This is a genomic window from Clostridium sp. TF11-13AC, assembly GCF_003481065.1.
Taxonomy (GTDB): Bacteria; Bacillota; Clostridia; order Lachnospirales; family Lachnospiraceae; genus Otoolea; species Otoolea fessa.
Window position 1 is genome coordinate 462,473 of sequence record NZ_QUKJ01000001.1, and the last position, 20,830, is coordinate 483,302.

Below are 20,830 nucleotides of genomic sequence, written 5' to 3' on the forward strand. Positions count from 1 at the left end.
AAAATCTGATGAGGCTAATAATACCATCTGCTAAAGTGGTTCCAGAAGAGCTCCAAAAATTAGGAAAACTTCCGGCAATCATTTACCCAATAAATCAGAGAATTACTTTTGATTATTTGTATGAACAGTATAAAGAAAAGACGAATTCTATTGATATTATATGTTATGAAAATGCAGATAAAGTACAAAGAAGGTTGAAGAATTATCTTGGAAAAAAAGTGAATATTAAGATTCTTCCAGAATTAAGTGATTTAGGGCATACTATTTACTTTGGATTAAAAGATGCTGTAGGTACAGTTATTATTAATTTTGCAGATACAATTGTCTTAGATAGCGTTACAGGAATCAAGGGAAATGCTTTTTTTTGCCAGGAAGACTATATGTCTGATACTTGGACATATTTTGATGAAAAAGGCGGTACCATTGTACAGATTTATGATAAAGAACCTGTAAAGGAAGAAATAAAGAAGAAGCTATTTGTTGGTGTATTTCAATTTACTGATGCTGTCTATTTTAGAAGATGCCTAGAAATGGCCTTTGAACAAGAATCATTACAGATGAGTACCTTTTATTATGCTTTACAGGAGTATAGTAAAAAGTATCCCATGAAAGCAGTACTGGCGAATAACTGGTTCGATATTGGCCATGAGGATAAGTACTATAATTCAAAACTAGAGGTACGTGCTAGAGAATTCAACCATATTACAATTGATAAAAACCGTGGCATTCTGAAAAAGACAAGCGATGATAAGGATAAGTTTATTGGGGAGATTAAATGGTATTTAAAATTGCCAGCAGACGTTGAGTATGTCAGACCCAGAATTTTTGATTATTCGACATCGTATGTTAATCCATATGTTTCTATGGAATACTATGCATATCATACTGTCCACGAGCTGTTCCTCTATGGCGATTTGACATTACAGCAGTGGATTGACATTTTTAATCGAATTCGTTTTGTGTGTGATGATTTTAAACGCTACACGGTGAAGGATACTAATATCCACTCTGCATTAGAAGAAATGTACCTGACAAAAACTTTGCAGCGTTTTGAAAAAATGAAAAAGGATGGACGATTTTTAGCTTTTTTTGAGTCACCAATAGAAGTGAATGGAAAAAAGTATCTACCTTTAAATGAAATTATCATAGCACTGGAAAAGGCGATACCTGAGATGCTGTATGATGTAGATACTTTTAATATCATTCATGGAGATTTATGTTTTGCAAATATTATGGTGGATTCAAACTTTTCGTTTATTAAAGTGATTGATCCGCGAGGAAAGTTTGGCACCTACGATATTTTTGGTGATTTTCGTTATGAACTCGCAAAACTGTTCCATAGTGTGGATGGAAAATATGATTTCATTATAAAAGATCTTTTTGACCTTGATTACAATTCGGAGAGAGCGTGTATTAATTACCGTATTCAGGATCGAAAAAGGGAATTTAACTTGTATAAGGTATTTTTGAGTACATTTGCTGCAGAAATTGATAGTGATTTAAAAAAAATTGAATTGATTGAGGCCTTGCTTTTCTTGAGTATGATTCCGCTTCATGGCGAGAGCATTAGGCATCAAATGGTTATGCTTGGCACTGGATTGGAAATTCTAAACAGAGTAATTGATATACAGATAGGAGAAAAAAAGAATGTTTGATGAATATTCATTTGTCTTTGATATAGACGGCACATTGTGTCCGATTAAAAAAAAGAATGAAAAGTATGAAGACTTAGTTCCTTATAAGGAAATGGTAGAAAAATTAAGATTTTACCATGATCACGGAGCTAAAATTATTCTTTTTACATCTAGAAACATGAATTCCTACAATGGAAATATGGGATTGATAAATAAAAGCACGGCAAAAGTGTTGCTTTCATGGCTAGATAAATGGGAAATTCCATACGATGAAATTTTATATGGGAAACCATGGCCAGGACATATGGGATTTTATGTTGATGATCGAACTGTAAGGCCAGATGAATTCCTTAATTGTTCTGTAGACGAATTGAATGAAATTTGTAATAAATCGAGGGAACGGAGCAACTAAGTAGTATCAATGAAGATTTTACTGATGGAGGAATAAAATATGGGCATGACTATAATTATCACGATGGCTGGTTTAGGCAGTCGATTCCGCAAGGTAGGATATAACTGTCCTAAATATATGATTGACGCAAAAGGGAGAACACTTTTTGATTGGTCAATGGATAGTTTGATTGGATATAACAAAATTGTAAGCAGATATGTGTTTGTGGTAAGAAAAGAAGATGAAGCAGAGGCGTTTATAAAAGAACATTGCGCGAGATACGGAATCCATGATGTGAAAATTGTGGAAATTGATCATATGACAGATGGGCAGGCAACTACATGTATGTTGGCAATTCCTTATTGTAATCTAAATGATGCAATTGTGGTTTACAATATTGACACTTATGTTGAGCCTGGTGAAATGAAATATGAGGATATTTCGGGAGATGGACATATCCCATGCTTCCATGCAGAAGGTGACCACTGGAGTTTTGCAAAACTTGACAATGCTGGAAAAGTCATAGAAGTGCGGGAGAAAGTGAGAATTTCTGACAACTGCACCTTAGGAGCATATTATTTTTCTTCGGCCAAACTTTATGAAGATTTATATCAAGAATACTATGTGGATGACAGGCACATGGAAAAAAATGAAAAATATATCGCACCTCTTTATAATTATATGATTGAGAAGGGCATGGATGTTACTATCAGCATTGTAGATTCTGATAAAGTTCATGTTCTTGGGACACCGGAGGAACTACAAATTTTCTTAAAGGAAAAGATGTGAAGAAGGTAGCCCACATGACCGTGAATAGAGTTAGTAATATATGGAAAACATTTCAGAAGAAATATAAAAATATGTCATTGCCGGTAAAGGCTGGCTTTTGGTTTACCATTTGCAATTTCATGCAACGTGGTATCACCATGATAACGACACCAATATTTACCAGAGTATTGTCGGAAGAACAGTACGGTCTGGTGTCAACTTTTACATCGTGGCAGAATGTCTTGATTTTAATCACTACATTATCTTTATATAAGGCAATGATGAACCTCTATGTCAAATATGACAATAAAGAACAAGTTTTATCAGCAGTAAGCGGACTTAGTTTAATTCTTACACTAGTATGGTTTATTGTGTCTTTAGCTTTTGTAGATCAGATATCCAGATGGATGCAAATGTCAAAAACCTTGGTTATATGCCTATTTGCGACTTTTATTGCCCAAGCAGGCATTCACTGTTGGCAAGTTTATAAAAGGTATACATATGAATATCGAAGTCTGATTATAGTTACGATCCTTCTCACTGCGGTTTCGTCTTTATTAGGAGTATTGTGTGTACTTTTCGTATCTGATACTGCTGAAGGTCGGCTAGTTCCACAAAGCATAGTAACTGCGATTATTGGATTGGGAATATATATATCAATATTTAAGCACAACTATACAGTTTATAATAAAAAAATGTGGTCATTTGCATTGGTTTTTTGTGTTAGTTTGCTGCCGCATTACTTGTCAGAGTTTGTATTACAAAGTTCCGATAAATTGATGATAAATTATATGAGTGGCGCACGCGATGTGGCAATATATAGTGTTTCTTATTCAGTAGGATCGCTAATTAATTTAATAACAGGAGCTCTGAATTCATCATTTGCTCCGTATCAATATCAACAAATTAAAGCAAAAAATTTTGAGCGTTTATCAAATGTAGCTAATCAAGTCTTATTGTTTGTGGCAATAATGTTAGGATGTTTGATGCTGTTTAGCAAAGAAGTGGTTCTGATTTTTGGAGGAAAAAAATACATTGAAAGTGCTACTGTTATTGTGCCGATTTGTATAGGTGTATTTTTTAATTACCTGTTTCAGCTATTTGCAAGACTTCAAGAATATTATGAGAGAAAGCTTACAGTTGTTATTCCATCTATCTTTTGCGCAGTTTTAAATTTGATACTGAACTATATTTTTATTAATATTTTCGGATATCAAGCAGCGGCATATACAACATTTTTTTGCTACTTATTTTTTTGCTTTGTTCACTATTTGTTTTATAAGAAAGTGTGCAAGGAACTACTTGACGGAATTCAGATTTATGATATTAAATTTATTTTAATATTGTCCATAGGGGTTATAATCGGTGGATTCGCAATAATGGCTGTAAATAGTATCCTGTGGTTAAAATATATGTTGATTGGTATTGCTATAGTGATGGCTGTTGTTAAGCGTGATACTATTATGAACTACCTAAAAAAAGTTTTGCAAGAAAATAGATAAGGAGCATATGAGGATGAAGGGAATAATTAAGGATTTTATTTTGAATTCAATTGCGGCCGGAGTATTATGTCATAGACGGTTAAGAATGAAAATTTATCGTTTATATGGTGCGGAAATTCCAGCGGATTGTGAAATAAAGCCAAGATGTTATTTGGGACTGGGAAAAGGCCATTTGAAAATGGGGGGGGGTACATTTGTTAATTATGAATGCTGGTTTGATTTAGGTGCAGATATTGTTATTGGAAATAAATGCAACATCGCAATGAATGTAACATTTATGAATAGTGATCATGATGTGGCCGATTCTGAGCGCAGGGCAGGTATGTATCATCCAAAGCCTATAATTGTTGGCGACGGTTGTTGGATTGGCGCAAATTCATTGATTATGCCAGGGGTTACTATTGGTAATGGCGTTGTTATTGCAGCAGGTTCTGTTGTGACAAAAGATTGCGAAAGTGATTGTCTTTACGGTGGAGTTCCTGCTAAAAAAATTAAAGAATTATAAGTGGGACACATTAATAACAAAATTATTTTTTTTCCACTTAAACTCAAAACCTGATAGGATGTTGATATTCAATAGCGCTAGGAGAACAAAAACATAGATAACACGATATATCGCATAAAGCTAGTACGGCGTTAAACATAAACAGTATGAGGGGAAAGTGAATGATAAAAACAACATTACTTATCATGGCAGCTGGTATCGGCAGCCGCTTCGGAACAGGAATTAAACAGTTAGAGCCGGTGGATGATGCGAACCATATCATCATGGACTACTCAATTCATGATGCGATTGAGGCTGGCTTCAACCATGTAGTATTTATCATCCGTAAGGATATCAAGAAGGAGTTCAAAGAGGTCATTGGTGACCGTATTGCATCTATCTGCTCATCTCATAATGTAACTGTAGATTACGCTTTCCAGGATATTAACGATATTCCAGGAGAACTTCCGGAAGGTCGTACAAAACCTTGGGGAACCGGTCAGGCGGTACTGGCAGCTAACGAATTGCTGAAGACTCCGTTTATAGTTATCAATGCAGATGACTACTATGGTAAAGAAGGATTCAAGGCTGTTCATGAGTATCTGGTGAATGGCGGCGAGTCCTGCATGGCGGGATTTGTTCTGAAGAATACTCTGTCCGATTATGGCGGTGTAACCCGTGGTGTCTGCAAGATGGATGAGGAGCATAACCTGACAGAGGTTATGGAGACCAAGAACATCGTAAAAACTGCTGTTGGAGCAGAGGCAGATGGTGTGGTGATCGACGCTAATTCACTTGTTTCTATGAATATGTGGGGATTAACTCCTGATTTCCTGGGTGTGCTGGAAGAAGGCTTCAAAGAGTTCTTTGGGAAAGAAGTACCCGGCAATCCTATGAAGGCAGAATATCTAATCCCTATCTTCATCGGTGAGCTATTAGAGCAAGGCAGGATGTCCGTAAAGGTTCTGAAAACCAATGATACATGGTATGGCATGACCTATCATGAGGATGTCGCAGCTGTAAAGGACAGCTTCAAGGAGATGCTGGAGAATGGTGTGTACAAGGCTGACTTGTTCAGTGATCTGTAAATGACGATGAAAGAAACGATTGATTTACTCGGAAAGATCCTCACAAACATCCTGATTGCTTTGTATGAGCCGTTTGGATTCTCACTCTTGCTTTCTTTTCTTGCTATGTTTTTCTACCTGTATGCGTATGAGCCTACCGCAGCAGGCAAAGGTTGGAAGAGTGCCATAGTGACATGGTATCAGAAATTCAAGGAGAGTGTGTTCTTTCGGAAACTATTCTTCCTGGCCTTTGTGACTTCACTTATTATGTTCCGAACTCTGTTAAACCGTCAGCTGTGGATGAATCCTTTATCCGATGTCATGGGCGGCTGGGGCATCTGGGAGACAGTGAACGGCGAACAGAAGCTGACAACGGAGTGTATTGAGAATGTGATCATGATGGTGCCGTTTTCTGCCGTAGTGATGTGGACATTCGAAGAAAAGATAGGAAACGGTTGGAAGAAGATCCTGTGGCAAAGCGGGAAGATAGCATTTATCTTTTCGGTGAGCATTGAGATGTTGCAGTTATTGCTCCGTCTAGGTACGTTTCAGCTATCAGACATCTTCTATAATACAGTAGGTGGAATGATTGGCGGATTGATGTATTGTGCAGTGATGAAGGCAAGAAAGCATCTGTAAAATTGGATGAAATTGTGATATACTGGGAGCGGTAGCTCCCTACGCTGCTCTGATAATCACACACCTCTCCGTGGTGGGCAGCAGGCAACGATCTAAGAATCAGGAATTCGATAATCGGCTGAGATGTGAAGAATGAGCGATTGACCTCATAGGAGCTACGATATGGATACTTTAGAAGAACTGAAATATTACTGTGATGAACCACAACCTGTGGGAGCACTGATGCTCACTGGTGAGTGGGGATGTGGAAAAACATATTTATTAAATAATAGTTTATCAAATGTGCTAAAGGATAAATGTGTGTTTTTGCGTGTGAGTCTATTTGGCATGGCGTCGATAGAAGAGGTAAAGAAAGAAGTAAAGCAATGTTGGCTTAGAACCGTAGCTGAATTAAATACTCCAGCGTCTGGATGGGTTGAAAAGGCTCAAAAGTATACTGAAGTTTTTAAGACAGTTGCGGATAAAGGTGCTGAACACCTTCCAGAGCCTTGGAAAAGCATTGTGAGTGGAGTATTATCTTTTAATGCTATTGATTTCGTAAAAGTCGAACCTAAAATGGGAGATAAAAGAGTAATCTTGATATTTGATGATTTGGAGCGTACTGATATTCCAACGTCTGATTTATTAGGCTGTATCAACGATTATTGTGAAAATCTTCATATTAATACAATCGTAGTGGCAAATGAGGAAAAAATACAGTCAAGTGAAAAAGATAAAATTAAGTATAGTGAAATAAAGGAAAAAATTATCCAAAGAACGATACATTATGTACCGGATTACTCTTCAGTGGTTTCTAATGTAATTGATAGTATAGAGTGTAAGGATGATGATGTGGTTTCTCAAGAATACAAAGCACTCCTTGTAAAATATAAGGAAATTATTAGTTCTATTTTTTCAGGTGCATCAGTAGAAGGAATACCACTAGAACAGTTGATCTCAAAGAAATATTCTGGAAATTCAAGGGCAGAACTCGAAAGTGAAAAAGACAAAATTCAGGAGTTGCTTAAACATAGACCGCATAACATCCGAAGCCTTAAATGCGCAATTCAAGATTTTAAAAGAATATATATATTACTTAATGAAAAGCATATTGATAATAGAGAAAAATGGCTTTTTACATATTTTTCATATGTATTGTGTTTCCGGGCGGGATTGATTCCAGAAAGTGCACGATATGGAACGCTTTTTTCTGATGAAAAGGTGTCTATACTTTACCCTGGATTTTATGATGATAAATTCATTACGGGTGGAATTAAGCAATGGATTTGGCATGGAGAGTGGGCGAAAGATACTCTTGATGCAGAATTTGATTATGTCATAAATAGAGACAAAGCTATTACCCCGGAAGAAAAAGTGCGAATGAATAGACTTTTAGATTTAGATGAAGTTGATATAAGAGACGGATACCCGATACTTTTGGAAGAAGCATATACTGGCACATTGGAGTTAAATGATTATGTGAATTTGCTGTACAATAGTTGTTGGGCTAGAAAGTATAATATTCAGCTTCCAGACATTAAGTGGGAAAAAATTTGCGATGGGATTCATAAGCAGATTGAGAAAATGATTCATACTGGAGAAGAGCAACCACGCCACCGTATGATTATTGGTGATGACAATAAGGATTTATTTTTGCCGGAAGAATGGAATGCATATAAAATAATTAATGAATTTTTGAGTTCCAACACATTGATGTTTGAAAAGAACAAAGCTCTTTATGTGAGCTTGATGAAGAAAAAACCCTTGAATGCCCTGGCTCAAACGCAGAATAAGCGGTTTGATATGTTTGATGTCGAGATGGCCGAGGCCACAGCGGATGGGTTCGAAAAGGTGACAAATGCAGAAAAAAGTAGCTTTGTAGATTACTTTAAGAGAATGTGGCAGGTTAATATATGCACACAGGACTATAAGATTAAGTTGCCAGAAGAGGGATTTCAAACCTTAAAACGGCGTGTATTGCAGATTTTGGATAAATGCCGAGTTGAATCTTTACCAATATCTGAGGCACATGCAAATAGTTTTCTTGAAGTAATCGATAATTTGATTGTTGAACAGAAGCAAAAGCTACAAGAAATTCAAAATAAAGAGGAAGAAGATAGAATAAAAGCTGAGGAAAAGGCATTAGCAGAGAAACAAGAAGCGGAACAAGCAAAGAAATCTGAGATAGACGATGTGATTGAAAAGATGCTGTCAGATGGTGTAAGTGCTGATGATATTCTCGCTAAGTTGAAATAATATTTCTGCAGTGCTATACTTAAAACATTAAAAAAAGAAAGAGGTTATCACCTATGCCCAGAACCAAAGGTAGCAAAAACCGTCCCAAAATCAATACCACCAAAGACTACGCATCTCAGATCGCAGAGAAGCAGGAGACTGTTGCATCTCTAAATACTGAGATCGCTTCCATCACCGCTAACATTGACACTTTGAAGGCTGATTTGAAGGAGAAGAAGACTGCTTTGAAGAAGGTCGAAAAAGAAGTGGCATCCCTGGAAGCGAAGAAGGCAAAGGCAGATGCTAAGGCTGCTGAAGAAGCTAAGAAGGCTGAAGCCGAGAGTGTGGTTAAGAGATTATTAGCCAGCGGTATGAGCGCTGATGAGATTCTGGAAAAACTGAAATAAAACAAGAATCCAAGAGAAAATAAATGCCGTGTGAGGAACACAGGCTCCTCCGGGAGCTGGAAAGCGCACACGGTTTTTTTGAAGGTCGCTATATAGTTTATAACGGAAATAAAAGAAATGGAGTGTGACATAAAATGAATTTATCAAAAATACATCATATTGCAATCATCGTATCTGACTACGAAGCAGCTAAGGATTTCTATGTGAACAAGCTGGGATTCTCTGTCATCAGAGAAAACTATCGCCCAGAGCGTAAAGACTGGAAGCTGGATCTGCGTGTTAACGAACACATAGAGCTGGAGATTTTTGCAGAAGAAAACCCGCCGAAGCGTGTGAACCGCCCGGAGGCCTGTGGGCTGCGTCACTTTGCATTTTGTGTGGAGAGCGTGGAGCAGACAGTGAATGAGTTGGCAGAGGTAGGAATTGAATGTGAGCCAATTCGTGTGGATGATTACACCGGCAAGAAGATGACTTTCTTCCATGACCCGGACGGACTGCCGTTGGAGCTGCATGAGTAAAATGAAGAAAACAAGAAAACCAGGCGGTGGCCGGAAGAAGTTGAAGCCAGAGTACGATGCTGGGAAAAATCTGAAAGAGCAGATGGAAAGTGCTGTGGCACTTTATGATTCTGAGATGTCCTTGCAGGCCATCGGCGAAGAACTGGGATTAAATCCAATCAAAGTAAGAAAGCTGCTCATCACGGCCGGTGTGTATGAATCTGAAGTGGCGGAGAAGGTGCAAGCTACCTTTCAAGAATACCGTGAAACACAAGACTACAAAACCTCCATACTCTCAACTGCAAACACTCTGAAACTTTCCAAAGCCTCCGCCACCTCGTACCTGCCATATCGGAAAGGTGTGTACTTCCCAAGCACAGCAGAAAAAGGGAAGATCAGTGTCGGAGCAGAGCGGCAGCGGAGATACAGAGCAATGAAGCGGTGGAGGGGTGATCCGACAGAAGAAAACTTCTGGGGCATGGTTGTGTCCTATGCCGGGGTAGGATTTAAAACATACTCTGGATTGCCATTCTCTTACGAAATTAAAAAAGGCAGGAACGGTGAGTACACAAAAGAGCTGTGGATCGACCGCCAGGAGAAGAGTAAAAGTCTAGCGTGGAGTTCAGTGCTGCTGGCGCTGAAGAATATTAAAGGAGAAGTGGTAGACCGCCCGAAAGCTTTGGGCGATATCCGGGGCGTGACTTACATTTATGGGATATTCTATCGGTTCGGGCTGATCGATGTGCCGGATGAAGTAAAGGAGAAGATGGGGCATCCGAAAAACCGCAAAAAATAGGTTGCTATGTACAGAAGTCTACGGTAATATGTGCCATAACTGAGGATGTGAATCTCAGTTGGGAAGGATGGTAGCATTATAGAAAAATTGAAGAAAATGCTGGAGGAGTATTTGAGGAAAACGGAACCAGAGTATTATCCGCCAGTGGAGAATCTGCTTGATCTGATCTACGAACATTACACGGAGAATAATCCAGTAGAGAAAAACACAGTTGCCGGGAAAACCGCAAAGGTCAAGGAAAAGGAACTGGAAGAGTGGCTGCGTGGCTTGGAAGGTATGAATAGGCTCGTAGATGACTATGTCGGAGATAAAGATTCCCCTCTGGGAGAAGATTATGGACCGGCAGGGAACAGTGTGCTGTGCATGGGAGAAGACTGCTTTTGAGGAAGGTCTGAAAGTCGGGATACGGCTTATGATGGAAGTATATAGTTTGTAACGGAAATAAAATGAACTTCTGGAGTTCAAAAAAGCCCTCGCTGTGTGTGATACACATTGGGGCGCTGGTCAGTTATTATCTTCTGCCCGTATTCTGAGCAATTCCTCTATTTCATTTTTATTCGTCAAGTGCACCGATGCCGGTACAAAGCAATGTTGACGGAGCAAAGTTCGCGGCGTTCATTGATGCGGCCGTGGCAGACGAGTTGGGGAAGAGAGAAGATGACCTGTCAAAAGCGGGTGTGACCATGTTGGGGAATGTGGATGGAAAGAGCATGTTGGAGCAGATGAGTCCCCAGTTTTTGGAGTTCGTGCTGGATGCGTATCGGAGTTTGAAATACAGAAAATAAAAACGAGAAATGCGTTGATAATTTCTGGGAAATAGAGTATAATGAACTTGATGAAAAATAAAAACGTGAAATCCGTTTTTGAAAGGGAGAGTGGTACATGAAAATACTTCGTATTACAGCACAAGGGCTTCCGTTGTTTAAGGAAGACATGGATATTTGCTTTTACACTCAGCAGCGTGTGAGTGAAGATGACAGGAATAATCTGTATAATCTGATTGACAACTATTACCTTCATTCTGCATGTGCGTTTATTGGAATCAATGCTTCTGGCAAAACCTCTGTGCTGAAAGTCATAAATTTAGCACTGAACATTATAAAGAATGAGCCAATCAATCATGTGGAGGCAAAAACCATTCTTGGAGGGTCAGAGAAAGCTGCGATTCGCACATACTTTTATGATAAGCGCAAATATATCTGCTGTCTTGAAACCGTGATTACAGCGAAAAAGGCAAAGACAGGCGAGTATGTGTATTCAATCTTGTCTGAAAGACTATGGGAAAAGCCGATTGCAGGCGTTAAGTCGAAAAAATATTTGACGGATTTCGATGGAATAGAGCCTGTTGACACACGTAATAGTAATGAAGCTTACCTTTCAGATGATGTCAGCTTTATTATCGCTCATAATAAAAAGGTAAATGACACCGTTGAGGTGTTTAGCCTTCTTTCATATACGAATGTGAATGTTTTGCCTTTTACAGAAGATATTCCGCTGGAAGTAATTACTTTTCTTGACCCGACTATCGAGAAGCTATGTTTTGAGCAGGCGGAAGGAAAAACATTTATTCATCTGAAATTTAGAGATGAAGATGAGATTATCTTGAATAATGCGGTAGATCTTGAGCAGTATTTGTCTTCTGGTACAATTAAGGGCATTATTACATTTTCGATGGTGAAAGAGGTTCTTCAATCTGGAGGATACCTTCTGGTAGATGAAATTGAAAATCATTTTAATAAAGAAATTGTAACGACTCTGATGCGTTTCTTCATGGATAGCCGACTTAACAAGAGAGGCGGAACGCTGATTTTTACAACGCATTATCCGGAACTGCTGGATGAATATGACCGAAATGATGGAATTTGTATCGTAAGAAATCGAAATGGCATTACAGTGGAAAACTTGAGCTATATTCTAAAGCGCAATGACATTAAGAAGAGCGATGCATATCAAAGCGGATTTCTGGAAGGAACAACTCCAGCGTATGAAGCATATATGCGTTTGAAGAAAAATCTGGCCGCTTCAATTAAATAAGGGGGCGGTAGGATGAAGTTAGCACCATATATAGCGTGTGTATGTGAAGGATCAGCAGAAGCTGCAATTATTGATGTTCTAGTGGATAATAATCTTTTGATTTTTACAAGAGAAGATATGCTTGAAGAAAATGTTATTCGCTGCAGGAGTGCTAAGACATTTGAGGAACGCTTCTTACGTAAAGGATTTAAAGATCAGATTTCTGTTATAAGGATTCTTGACTCTCGGAGAGAAGAGTTTAGGCTTAGCAAAGCCTATGAGAAGAAGGTTGATGTGATCAATGTTATTACTGCTCCGGAGATAGAGATGCTGATTATTCATAGCGAAGGAGCTTATGAGCGATTTAAGCGTTCAGGAAAGAAACCGAGTGAATTCTGTAAATCAGATCTTCGTATGCATAATGTGAAATCGTATGATTTTGTAAAAGATTATTTTAGTAATCCACTGACATTAGTTAATGCAATAAAAGAGTACCGTAGAACCGCAAATATTCCTAAAGGTGAATATAGTTTATCAGATCTGTTAAAATAAAGATTTGCCCACTGGAGTACCGTGTAAATCCTACATAGTACGCTGGTGGGCTTCTTTTTTTGCCTCATCCCGCATGAACCACAGACAGCACCCCGGCATGCTCCGAAGTGCAGTTGTGGCTTATGCGGGTTTTTGTGTTATGTGGTCAACGGGTTACAAAATCATACTCCCAATCCGTATAAAATCGCTTTCAGTTCCTTTACCATTCGGGTGAGAATCTCCTGCTCAAGTGTGTTGCAGTCCAAAAGCAGACGGTGAATCTCGGAATCGGCAGTGGAAGCCGAGTGTGTCAGACTGTCTACGAGAAGGTCGTCTGCTGATATGCCGAGAAGGTTGGCAACTCTGATTTATTTCGTACCAAAAATCCGATCCCCTGCATCCCCCAGACCTGGGCAGATGTAAGCGTTTTCATTCAGGCAGCGATCGACATGACCGACATAGATCTGGACATCCGGATGTGCCTCATGCAGTCTCTTTAATCCTTCCGGAGCAGCGATGATTGCCATGAATTTGATGTTCTTTCCGCCGCGTGCTTTGATAAAGTCGATTGCCTCCACTGCGGAACCGCCGGTTGCCAGCATCGGGTCGGTGACAACGATGGTACGCAGTTCGATCGGGGTTGGCAGCTTGCAGTAGTATTCGTGCGGCTCATGGGTTGTCTCGTCGCGGTAGAGTCCGATGTGACCAACCTTTGCGGACGGAACGAGTGCCAGAATACCATTTACCATACCGAGACCGGCACGTAAAATCGGGACAACGGCAAGTTTTTTACCAGCCAGCATCGGAGTGCTGCAGGTTTCGATCGGAGTTTCTACTTCCTGATCTTCCAGCGGAAGATCGCGAAGCGCTTCATAGCCCATCAGCATCGCAATCTCATCGGTCAGGGAACGGAATTCGTTGGTTCCGGTGTTCTTGTTGCGGAGGAGCGAGATCTTGTGCTGAATCAACGGGTGGTCGAGAATTGTTACATTTTTCATATTCATAACCTGCCTTTTCTTGAATTTTGATGATGAACGTTTTTTCGTAACGGTGCATAGCGCAGACCGCTTGCGAATTTTGTGCTATCTTCATGCCGTCATTTCCCAAAATCTGTATACATATGTGAAATGTATCGCCCTGATGGCATATTTTCTTTAATTATACACCGAATTGTACAGATTGAACAGTCTGTTTTATGATGTATTTTGTTAAAAAGCATCGGTAAAGTTACTGTTCCGGGGTAGGCACTTTTGGAACTGAAAGTGCCGTAAGAAAACGTGGTGGCAGCAGGAATTTGCCGTATTTAAATGCGAAGCCACGGCAAATTCCGTTACTGGGCACGTATGCGTGAACAGTAACTCGGTAAAAGAGCGGTTTGTCATGAAGTAGTGCAGAGCATTTGTAAAAGAATGCAGGTGCTTTTATATGTTTATTAGAATAAAAAATAATACCAGTATTATATATAAGCAATACTTCTGAAAACAAATCAATAAATCTAACTGGAAATGAGAATAGAATGTGGTAAAATATAAAGTAGTGAATTATTGCACAACAATGAAGGAGGAAGCTTTGCCATTATGAAGACTGTATCGATAGCAGAGGAACTGAAAAACAATTCTTATCCGGGACGCGGAATTATCATTGGACGGACGCCGGACGGAAAGAAGGCGGTTACGGCATACTTTATCATGGGAAGAAGCGAGAACAGCCGCAACCGTGTGTTTGTAGAAGAAGGTGAGGGCATCCGCACACAGGCATTTGACCCGGCGAAGCTGGAAGATCCGAGTCTGATTATCTATGCACCGGTCCGTGTGCTGGGAAATAAAACGATCGTGACCAACGGCGATCAGACTGATACGATTTATGAGGGAATGGATCGCCAGATGACCTTTGAGCAGTCCCTCAGAAGCCGCGAGTTCGAGCCGGATGCGCCGAACTACACACCTCGTATTTCCGGTATCCTGCATATCGAGGATGGCGGTTACAACTATGCGCTGTCGATTCTGAAATCCAACGACGGCAATCCGGATTCCTGCCATCGTTATACATATGCGTATGAGAAGCCGGTTGCAGGCGAGGGACATTTCATCCACACCTATATGCACGACGGCAATCCGCTTCCGAGCTTCGAGGGTGAGCCGAAAAAGATCGAGATTCCGGACAGCCTGGATGAGTTTGCAGCGACACTCTGGGAGAATCTGAACCCGGATAATAAGGTATCTCTGTTTGTGCGCTATATTGATATTGCGACCAGAGAGACACAGACGAAGATCATTAATAAAAATAAGTAGGAACAGACTGGAAAATAGTTAAAAAAAGTCAAAAACCGTCTGAAAATGAAAACAGGTCAGAGATAAACGCTCCGCGAGGATGCGCAGTGATTCTGTAAAGAATATGTCAGCTTCGCTGACCAGAATCACGCGCCAAGTCTCACGGACGTTCGACTTGAAACAGCATTTGAATCATGCGTTTAAATGGGTATACAGGAGGAATGAAGATGAACGAACTTGAGTTAAAATATGGATGCAACCCGAACCAGAAACCGTCCCGCATTTTTATGGCGGACGGCAGTGAGCTTCCGATCAAGGTACTTTGCGGCAAACCGGGATATATCAATTTCCTGGATGCGTTCAATGGCTGGCAGCTGGTAAGAGAACTGAAAGAGGCAACCGGGCTTCCGGCGGCAACTTCTTTTAAGCACGTTTCTCCGGCAGGTGCAGCGGTAGGACTTCCGTTAGACGAGACGATGCGTAAGATTTACTGGGTCGATGATATGGGAGACTTATCTCCGCTTGCGTGTGCATATGCCAGAGCACGAGGTGCAGACCGCATGTCTTCCTTCGGCGATTTTATTTCTCTGTCGGATGTCTGCGATGCAGATACGGCGCGCATCATCAAGAGAGAAGTATCGGATGGCGTGATTGCTCCGGGATATACCAAGGAGGCGCTGGAGATTCTGGAATCAAAGAAAAATGGCAAGTACAATGTCATTGAAATCGATCCGGATTATGTACCGGCTCCGGTGGAGCGCAAACAGGTATTTGGCGTGACCTTTGAGCAGGGTAGAAATAATCTGGCAATCAACCGTGAGCTGCTGGAGAATATCGTGACTGAGAATAAAGAGCTGCCGGATAACGCGAAGATCGACATGATCGTATCTTTGATTACCCTGAAATATACACAGTCCAACTCTGTCTGCTACGTGAAGGACGGACAGGCGATCGGTATCGGCGCAGGTCAGCAGTCCCGTGTACATTGTACCCGTCTGGCAGGTCAGAAAGCCGACAACTGGTATCTGCGCCAATCTCCGCAGGTGTTAAATCTTCAGTTTGTGGATGGAATCAAGCGTGCAGACCGCGACAATGCGATCGATGTTTATATCGGAGAAGAATATATGGATGTGCTGGAAGAGGGCGCATGGCAGAAAATTTTCAAGGTAAAACCGCCGGTATTTACCCGTGAGGAAAAACGCGCATGGCTGGATGGCATGAAGGGTGTAACCATCGGTTCTGATGCATTCTTCCCATTTGGCGACAACATTGAGCGCGCGCACAAGAGCGGCGTTCAGTACATCGCACAGCCGGGCGGATCGGTTCGTGATGACAATGTAATCGAGGTTTGCAATAAATATGGCATTGTAATGGCATTTACGGGAATCCGTCTGTTCCATCATTAATGAAAAAGGGCGTGTGAAAAAAAGAAAGTTTTTTCACACGCCCTTTTTATTTCGAAATAAAGTGGCTATGATTTCTTATATTTTGCCTCATAATCCCGCAGGCTTACAAGTGCTTCTTTCGACATCGGAATCAGCGCGATCAGGTTGAAGACGGTCATCAGACCGACACCGACATCACCGAGATCCCAGACAAAGGTGTAGGCAGTCAGTCCGCCGACAAACATCATGATCAGGGCGAGAATCTTGTACGCCGTCTGGGCGGCCCAGGTGTCTCCGAAGAGGTAGCTCACATTGGAGCGGGCATAGAAGAGGATGCCGATGAAGGTCGTGAAGCTGAACAGCCACAGGATCACGGCTATGAAAATGACGCCTAATTCCCCGAAATGCCAGCTCATCGCCGCCTGCAGCAGATCCATGCCCTCCAGACCGGAGATTTTATCAGCCGGGACCAGCAGCATGATCATGGCTGTGCAGGTGCAGAGAAGCGTGTCGATGAAAACGCCCATCGCCTGCATCAGTCCGACTTTGGCAGGATGGGAGGTTTCTGCCGTTGCTGCCGCACACGGGGCGGAACCGCTTCCTGCTTCATTGGAGAAAAGTCCCCGTTTGACACCGTTCATCAATACGGCGCCGAAGCCGCCTGCGATTGCCTGGCGCAGACCGAGTGCTTCCTCAAAAACGCGGGCAAAAACGCCTGGAAGCTGGCGGAAGTTCACGATAATTAAAAACAGGGTCAGGATAATGTAAATGCCTGCCATGATCGGAACCAGCAGATCCAGAACCCTGACGGAGGCATTTTTCCGAAGAACGATGACTGCCGCAAGGAGAACTAAAAACAGGCATGAGTAGATCGGCGGGATGCAGAATGCATTCTTAAAAGAAGAGGTCACGGAATTACTGATGACCTGGCTGATACCGCACCAGCAGATCAGACCGGAGAGCGCAAACAGCACGGAGAGAAGATTTTTCTTCGAAACCGGCGTTCCCTGTTTCTGGCGTTTGCTGTTGATCCAGTCGTGAATGTAGTAAGCAGGACCGCCGCGGTAACCGCCGTAGAGCGGATCCGGCTGTTTGTGAAGCTGGGCTAAGGTCGCCTCGATGAAAGCGGTTGCCGAACCGAGCAGCGCGGTTACCCACATCCAGAACAACGCACCGGCGCCTCCGGCGGAGAGAGCGGCAACGATACCGACAAGATTTCCCATACCAACGCGGGTCGCAGTTGACACGATCAGTGCCTGGAGTGCGGAGAGAGAGCCACCTTTGTGTCCGGTTTCGGCCTTTTCCAGCAGCGCGCGCAGCATATCCGGAAGCATTCGGATCTGCAGGAACCGCGTCTGGATAGTACAGAAGATACCGGTCGGGACGAGCAGAAGAACCAGAAGCGGCAGGTTGATGGTTGTTCCGCCAGGAAGCGGCAGATGAATCCAGTCACCCCAGAGGAAATAGTAGGTTTTTTCGATTAAATTGATAATTGTGTTCATGTTTTCACCTCAAAATTTTATATAGTAAAGGTGCGCCCGCAGGTGCTTGACGCTTGATTGAAAGATAGTTATAATGAGTGGCAGGGAGTTTTCAGACTCTCAGTATCATAGGAAAAGGAGAATTCATATGCAGTACGCAATTGCACATTTAGATCCGAATGAGGACAATCCTTCCATGGAAGAGAATCCATGCATTAATGTTGATTTTGAAAACGAAGAGGAATCATGTCTGGAAGCTGCAACCATGATGATGGATGAAGGCTACAAGATGGTAACTCCATTTTTCATTGAGGACGGCGGCAAAGCGGGCACATACTCCTGGGAGTATGTCAATGCTCATCTGGTTGTCCGTACCCAATAATGTTTCACGTTGTTGTTTAAAACTGTATTGTTTTAAAGTGTGTGAGACTTAAAATGCCGGAAAGAGAAGATCTTTCCGGTTTTTTATATTTACATGTTAGCTGTCCTTGCACGTTTATAATAACTATTTCTTGAATATGTAATTAAATCTACTTATTTATATTCCGTATTGTACCGCACAGTTGAGGAAAGTGCAAGGGAAAAATGAGGGATTGTTACTGGAATTTTAAATAAAGATAAATAGTAATAAGTTGAAAGTCGGGTGTAAATCTCCTATAATGGACAGAAGAATCTTCAGGCAGAAAATGGCATACAGGGAGGCAGATGGAGACGGAAAAGAAACAGACAGATGAAAAAAAGGAACTTCGAACCGGATTTACGACCGGAACCTGCGCGGCGGCGTGTACGCGGGCGGCGGTGTTGTTTCTCTGCACAGGGGAAGCACCTGCGGCGGCAGAGACAGTGACACCTTCCGGCGTCCGGGCGATTCTGCCGATTGTCCGGGCAGAGCGGGAGGAAGATAGTGCAGTATGCGGTGTACAGAAGGACTCCGGTGACGATCCGGATGTGACGAATGGGACATTGGTTTGTGCACGGGCCGTCCTGGCTTGTCATGATAGCATAACTGAAAGCGGTTACACAGACCCGGCGTATCCGGGAATTGAGGTAACCGGCGGCGAGGGCATCGGCATGGTGACGCGGGACGGTCTTTCGTGTCCGGTGGGGCATTACGCGATCAACCCGGTACCGCGGACGGCTATTTTACGGGAGGCGGCTCTGGCACGCCGGGAGGCGGGCATGCCGGAGTTACCTTTGCGGATTGAGATTTCTATCCCTGCCGGGCGGGAGCTGGCGGAGAAAACGTTTAACCCGCATCTGGGGATCATCGGTGGTATCTCGGTGCTTGGAACAACTGGGATTGTGAACCCGATGAGTGAGGCAGCATTGGTTGAGACGATCCGGCTGGATATCCGGGTGCACGCTCAGGAGGATGTTTCGCTGCTGGCAGTGGCGCCAGGCAATTATGGAGAACGATTTTTAAAAGAAGAAACCGGGCTTTCGATGGAAAATTTCATCAAGTGCAGTAATTTTATCGGGACCAGCTTTAAAATGCTTTCACAGGAAGGAATTCACCAGGCGCTTTTGGCAGGGCATGTTGGAAAACTGGTCAAAGTGGCAGGTGGTGTGATGAATACACATTCCCGGTATGGTGACAGACGGATGGAGATTTTGTCTGCATGCGCGCGGACCGTTGGATTTCCGGAGGCAGATGCCCTGCTGCCGATGAATACGACTGAGGAAGCGGCAGATTTCCTATATGAACATGGATATCTGAAACAGGTCATGGAGCAGGTAGCGAATCAGGTCAAAGCGGTATTGGAAGAAGAGAGCGGCGTTCAGACGGAGGTAATGCTATTTTCGAGCAATTATGGACTGATGGCGCGGACAGCTGGGGCGGATGCATATGTGCGGGAGCTGCTGGAGATGGAGAGAGGCATGGAAGTAATGATAGATAGAAGAATCATAAATTACGAAAAGTTGAGATTCGAATATTAAATAAAAAAGGAGAAATCACATATATGGTATATTTCGTCGGAGCAGGTTCGGGAGCGCCAGATTTAATCACAGTGCGGGGAGCACGCCTTTTGAATCAGGCAGACCAGATTATTTACGCAGGTTCTCTGGTCAATCCAGAGCTTTTGGATTATAAAAAAGAATCAGCCGTTGTCTATGACAGTGCGAAAATGACGCTGGAAGAAGTAGTCGAAAAGATCCAAGAAGCGGAATCGACGGGTAAGATGACGGTGCGGCTTCACACGGGCGACCCCTGCGTGTATGGTGCGATCCGGGAACAGATGGACGAGCTGGACAAGTTAAATATCTCTTATAAGGTATGTCCGGGCGTCAGCTCTTTCTGCGGCGCGGCATCTGCATTGAATCTGGAATATACCTTGCCGGGCGTTTCGCAGAGCGTGATTATCACCCGGATGGCGGGGCGGACGCCGGTGCCGGAGCGGGAGAGCATCGCGTCGTTTGCAGCGCATCATGCGACTATGGTTATATTTTTAAGCACGGGAATGCTGAAGAAGCTTTCGGAAGAGCTGATAAAGGGCGGATATGAGGCGGACACGCCAGCGGCGATCGTGTACAAAGCGACCTGGCCGGATGAAAAGCGGGTTGTCTGCACGGTTGCCACGCTTGCAGAGGCGGCAGAGCAGGAAAATATCAAAAAAACAGCTCTGATTATCGTCGGGGATGTGACTGCCCAGGCGGGATACGAGCGCTCACGTTTATATGCGCCAGAATTCACAACTGAATTCCGTCAGGGGACGGATGGTTTTGTATATGAGTAATAGAAAGGGATTGTTA

General features: G+C 42.4%; 22 protein-coding genes. 20 read left to right on the plus strand and 2 right to left on the minus strand.

What is annotated here, in order from left to right:
• Positions 1–8: 8 nt before the first annotated feature.
• The 15 genes from DXD12_RS01970 (at position 9) to DXD12_RS02040 (ending at position 12,964) form a co-directional block, all read left to right on the plus strand.
• Entirely contained in the window at positions 9–1,655 is a 1,647-nt protein-coding gene (locus tag DXD12_RS01970; RefSeq protein ID WP_118637174.1) for a capsular biosynthesis protein, read from the plus strand.
• On the plus strand, positions 1,648–2,046 hold the full coding sequence (locus DXD12_RS01975) for a capsular biosynthesis protein (protein ID WP_118490792.1): 399 nt from the start codon (positions 1,648–1,650) through the stop codon (positions 2,044–2,046). Before DXD12_RS01970 ends, DXD12_RS01975 begins: the two co-directional genes overlap by 8 nt.
• Before the next feature lie 39 nt (positions 2,047–2,085).
• Positions 2,086–2,814, plus strand: coding sequence for a glycosyltransferase family 2 protein (locus DXD12_RS01980; protein ID WP_333563187.1), 729 nt, complete (start codon positions 2,086–2,088; stop codon positions 2,812–2,814).
• A gap of 14 nt (positions 2,815–2,828) precedes the next feature.
• Positions 2,829–4,295 (plus strand): oligosaccharide flippase family protein, encoded by a 1,467-nt coding sequence (locus tag DXD12_RS01985; RefSeq protein ID WP_118637176.1) that lies wholly within the window; start codon positions 2,829–2,831, stop codon positions 4,293–4,295.
• Positions 4,296–4,308: 13 nt separating this feature from the next.
• Entirely contained in the window at positions 4,309–4,800 is a 492-nt protein-coding gene (locus DXD12_RS01990; RefSeq protein WP_207665258.1) for an acyltransferase, read from the plus strand.
• Between the two features lie 161 nt (positions 4,801–4,961).
• A complete protein-coding gene (locus DXD12_RS01995) occupies positions 4,962–5,867 on the plus strand; it encodes a sugar phosphate nucleotidyltransferase (RefSeq protein ID WP_333563186.1) in 906 nt (301 codons plus the stop codon).
• Positions 5,868–6,485: a VanZ family protein gene (locus DXD12_RS02000; protein WP_347561354.1), complete on the plus strand. Its 618-nt coding sequence runs from the start codon at positions 5,868–5,870 to the stop codon at positions 6,483–6,485.
• Between the two features lie 162 nt (positions 6,486–6,647).
• Positions 6,648–8,720 (plus strand): P-loop NTPase fold protein, encoded by a 2,073-nt coding sequence (locus DXD12_RS02005; protein ID WP_118637178.1) that lies wholly within the window; start codon positions 6,648–6,650, stop codon positions 8,718–8,720.
• Between the two features lie 53 nt (positions 8,721–8,773).
• On the plus strand, positions 8,774–9,106 hold the full coding sequence (locus tag DXD12_RS02010; RefSeq protein ID WP_118637180.1) for a hypothetical protein: 333 nt from the start codon (positions 8,774–8,776) through the stop codon (positions 9,104–9,106).
• A 134-nt stretch (positions 9,107–9,240) separates the two neighbouring features.
• On the plus strand, positions 9,241–9,624 hold the full coding sequence (locus DXD12_RS02015; RefSeq protein ID WP_118490802.1) for a VOC family protein: 384 nt from the start codon (positions 9,241–9,243) through the stop codon (positions 9,622–9,624).
• A gap of 1 nt (position 9,625) precedes the next feature.
• A complete protein-coding gene (locus DXD12_RS15515) occupies positions 9,626–10,399 on the plus strand; it encodes a hypothetical protein (protein WP_243105327.1) in 774 nt (257 codons plus the stop codon).
• A 111-nt stretch (positions 10,400–10,510) separates the two neighbouring features.
• Positions 10,511–10,783: a hypothetical protein gene (locus DXD12_RS02025; RefSeq protein WP_147353135.1), complete on the plus strand. Its 273-nt coding sequence runs from the start codon at positions 10,511–10,513 to the stop codon at positions 10,781–10,783.
• A 188-nt stretch (positions 10,784–10,971) separates the two neighbouring features.
• The gene (locus tag DXD12_RS02030) at positions 10,972–11,184 is read left to right on the plus strand and encodes a hypothetical protein (RefSeq protein ID WP_118637182.1); all 213 of its coding nucleotides are present in this window, start codon (positions 10,972–10,974) and stop codon (positions 11,182–11,184) included.
• A 97-nt stretch (positions 11,185–11,281) separates the two neighbouring features.
• A complete protein-coding gene (locus DXD12_RS02035; RefSeq protein WP_118490806.1) occupies positions 11,282–12,433 on the plus strand; it encodes an AAA family ATPase in 1,152 nt (383 codons plus the stop codon).
• A 12-nt stretch (positions 12,434–12,445) separates the two neighbouring features.
• Positions 12,446–12,964, plus strand: a complete 519-nt coding sequence (locus DXD12_RS02040) for a hypothetical protein (protein ID WP_118472690.1) — start codon at positions 12,446–12,448, stop codon at positions 12,962–12,964.
• Between the two features lie 347 nt (positions 12,965–13,311).
• Here the strand turns inward: DXD12_RS02040 and upp are convergent, their stop codons facing one another.
• Positions 13,312–13,941, minus strand: a complete 630-nt coding sequence (gene upp / locus DXD12_RS02045; RefSeq protein WP_022358719.1) for a uracil phosphoribosyltransferase — start codon at positions 13,939–13,941, stop codon at positions 13,312–13,314.
• Positions 13,942–14,520: 579 nt separating this feature from the next.
• Between upp and DXD12_RS02050 the strand changes: the two genes are divergently transcribed.
• Together DXD12_RS02050 and DXD12_RS02055 are read left to right on the plus strand one after the other, a co-directional pair.
• A complete protein-coding gene (locus tag DXD12_RS02050; protein WP_117795557.1) occupies positions 14,521–15,234 on the plus strand; it encodes an IMP cyclohydrolase in 714 nt (237 codons plus the stop codon).
• A gap of 206 nt (positions 15,235–15,440) precedes the next feature.
• A complete protein-coding gene (locus tag DXD12_RS02055; protein ID WP_106999982.1) occupies positions 15,441–16,619 on the plus strand; it encodes a phosphoribosylaminoimidazolecarboxamide formyltransferase in 1,179 nt (392 codons plus the stop codon).
• Positions 16,620–16,684: 65 nt separating this feature from the next.
• On the opposite strand, the gene DXD12_RS02060 is transcribed toward DXD12_RS02055, so the two are convergent.
• Positions 16,685–18,100 carry an alanine/glycine:cation symporter family protein gene (locus DXD12_RS02060; RefSeq protein WP_118637184.1) on the minus strand — a complete coding sequence of 472 codons (1,416 nt, stop codon included), beginning with the start codon at positions 18,098–18,100 and terminating at the stop codon, positions 16,685–16,687.
• 127 nt (positions 18,101–18,227) lie between these two features.
• Between DXD12_RS02060 and DXD12_RS02065 the strand changes: the two genes are divergently transcribed.
• From DXD12_RS02065 to cobM, 3 genes are all read left to right on the plus strand, one after another.
• Complete coding sequence (locus tag DXD12_RS02065; protein WP_118637186.1) at positions 18,228–18,461, plus strand: hypothetical protein; 234 nt, start codon at positions 18,228–18,230, stop codon at positions 18,459–18,461.
• Between the two features lie 323 nt (positions 18,462–18,784).
• A complete protein-coding gene (gene cbiD / locus DXD12_RS02070) occupies positions 18,785–20,017 on the plus strand; it encodes a cobalt-precorrin-5B (C(1))-methyltransferase CbiD (protein WP_118637188.1) in 1,233 nt (410 codons plus the stop codon).
• A 23-nt stretch (positions 20,018–20,040) separates the two neighbouring features.
• Positions 20,041–20,814 carry a precorrin-4 C(11)-methyltransferase gene (gene cobM / locus DXD12_RS02075; protein WP_118637190.1) on the plus strand — a complete coding sequence of 258 codons (774 nt, stop codon included), beginning with the start codon at positions 20,041–20,043 and terminating at the stop codon, positions 20,812–20,814.
• Positions 20,815–20,830 lie beyond the last annotated feature (16 nt).